General features: G+C 70.5%; 1 protein-coding gene. It reads right to left on the bottom strand.

The genetic code is table 11. The features are described from left to right. Positions 1 to 73: 73 nt before the first annotated feature. The coding region (locus tag B0W88_RS31060; RefSeq protein WP_077038330.1) for a di-heme oxidoredictase family protein at positions 74 to 2,695 on the bottom strand (2,622 nt) is incomplete at its 5' end.

Raw genomic sequence — 2,695 nt, 5'->3', positions numbered from 1 at the left:
ACCCGCAGGGGAGACCGCCACCGCCGAGCCCCGCGGCCGCCCAGGCCGCAGCGATGCAAACCCGAGACATCCCTCAAAGCGACCGCAAGAACGCAAGCAAGGCCTCGCGGTCCGACGCACCCAACTGCTCGAATCGAGCACGAGACTTGTCCGCCTCCCCGGCATGCCACATGATCGCCTCGCTCAGGTTGCGCGCCCGGCCGTCATGCAGATTGCCCGCTTGCCCGCCGGCTCCCATCACCTTCTCGGTATAGCCGATGCCCCACAGCGGCGCCGTGCGCCACATCGCGCCGCCGGCCTGGCCTTCGGCGAACTTGTCGGCAAGACCCGAGCCCATGTCGTGCAGCAGCAGGTCGGTGAAAGGCCGGATCGTCTGGCCGCGCAATTCGGCGAACAGGTGGCCTGAGCCCGTCTTCATCTCGGCCGCATGGCAGGCGGTGCAGCGCAGGCTCGCGAACACCTTGGAGCCGGCGCTGACCTGCAGCGGGTCGACCCGGTGCTCGTCCAGCGGGGCCACGCCCTTCGGGAAGCCGCTCGCCAGGCTGCGCTGCGCCGGCACGGCCACCAGCGACAGGTAGCGCGTCACCGACTGCAGATCGGCCTCGGCGATGCCGGCCGTCTTCGCGCCCGTGGCGCAGGCATCGGGCCCGCGGGTGCAATCCCGGCTCGGATAGACCGGCGAGGCGACCGCCATGTCCTGCAGCAGCGCGGAGGCCGCCTGCTGGCGCAGCGTGGCCTTGGCGGCCTTCCAGCCGAAGCGGCCCAGGCGCACGGTGCCCGTCTCGGGATCGAACACATAGTTGGCCTGGCCCTTGACGCCGTCCTCGTCCGGCGTGCTGCGGGCGCGGGCCAGGATGTCGGCCTCGGGCACCGCTTCGAGCAGACCCACGCCGATCATCGGCGGCGCGGCGCGCAGCGAGTACAGCGCCGGCACCGGGCCGTCGAAGGCCAGCTTCGGTGAGCGCAGCTCGACCGCCGTGCCGTCCGCCAGCTTGACGCTGCGGGTGTCGAAGCCGGCCACGCGCGCCGCATTGCCCCAGTCCTGCGGAGCGCCGCTGGCGGAGCGGGCGTTCATCTGCAGGTTGGTGCCGTAGCGCGGGTGCGGCAGCTGCTTGCCGGATGCGTCGAGGGTGGCCGTCAGCACCGACATCGTGTCCAGCTTCTGGTTCAGCGCGGCGGGCGCCGGGCTGCGGCCGTTGTTGACGTGGCAGGCGATGCAGGCCGACTGGTTGAAGCGCGTGCCCTGCAGGCCCACGGCCGGCGTGTAGCGGTCGTTGCCGGGCTCGTTGTGGTCGCCGGTCGTGAAGTTGGTGTGCACCAGGCGGCGGCCCTCGACGAAGCGCTGCATGTTCTGCATGCCGACGTTGTTGGGCGGCTGCTGGAACATGAAGAGGCTGTTGTCCGAGTAGTTGTAGGACACCGAGCCCGACCCGCCCGACAGCGTCGCCTCCGGCAGCGGCACCGAGTTCAGCCGCGGCTGCACGCCGTACCAGGGCTTCAGGCCCGCGCCGACCACGTAGATCCACTCCTGCGCGTAGTAGCGGATGCCGCCGTTGTCGCCGATGGCCTGCATCGCCGCCGTGGTGGAGAAGAACGAGGGCGAGACCTCGATCACGTCGCCCTGCACCAGCGGCCGGCCCGGCACGTCCTTGCCGTTCGGGAAGCCATCCGCCCCCAGGTCGCCATGGCCCGGATAGCCCTTGATGCGGATCGTGCAGCCGTTGTTGACGCCGTTGGCGCTGGCTAGTTTCCCGTTGGCCGGATAGGGCACGGGCTTGCAGACGGTGACGCTCTGGTCGGCCAGCTCGCCGGGCGCCATCCAGCCGTAGCCGGTGACGCCGGGCCGGTCGAAGGCGCGGAAGAAGGCCACGCCGCCCGGCAGGAAGTCCACCTGGTTGTACTGGTTGACCGTCAGCGTCGGCTGGGTGACGCCGGCCACGCGGCTGTTGTCGATGACCTCGAAGCCCCAGGTCCGGTTCTTGAAGTACTGCGGCACGAAGGTCAGGTAGTTGCCCGGACCCTTGTCGACGGGCAGGCCGGTGGCCGGGTCGACCGTCTCGTTCGGGCCGTAGCCGATCTCGTTCCATTCCTCGCCGCGCTCGCGGCCGTGGCGGGCGAAGCCGCGCACGCCGAAGCGGGTCACCAGCGTGCCGTCGGGCAGCGTGAACTGCAGCGTCTCCAGCGGCTCCGCGGCGCTGGGCAGCGCGGTCATCGCCGAGCCGCTGGCGGGGAACTTCAGCGCGGAGGTCGTGGTCTCGGCGATCGAGTTGTCGCTGCCCGGCGAGCGGAACTCGACCTCGAACAGCGAGTAGCCGTACTGGGTGGCGCGGGCCACGCCCTGGATGCGCACATAGCGCGGGCTGGCCGCCAGGTTCAGGAATTCCTCGGTGCCGCCGTGGCCCTCGGCCACGTAGCGCAGCTGGGTCCAGGTCTTGCCGTCGTCGGAGGCGAGGATCGAATAGGACTTGCCGTAGGCGTTCTCCCAGCTGAGCTTCATCGAGCCCAGCGCCGTCTTGGCGCCGAAGTCGAACTGGATCCACGCGCCGTCGTCGAAGGCGCTGGCCCAGCGGGTGTCGGGCTTGCCGTCGATCGCATTGGTGGCGGGCATGCCGCCGTTTTCCAGCGCGGACGAGGTCGCGGTGACCGGCTTCACCAGCACCGAGGGCTTCGTCGTGTCGACCGGCGGGGTCGGGTC

Source organism: Pelomonas sp. KK5 (genome assembly GCF_001984095.1).
Taxonomy (GTDB): Bacteria; Pseudomonadota; Gammaproteobacteria; order Burkholderiales; family Burkholderiaceae_C; genus KK5.
The sequence above is the reverse complement of the archived record's forward strand: the minus strand, read 5'-3'. Positions and strand labels throughout refer to the sequence as shown.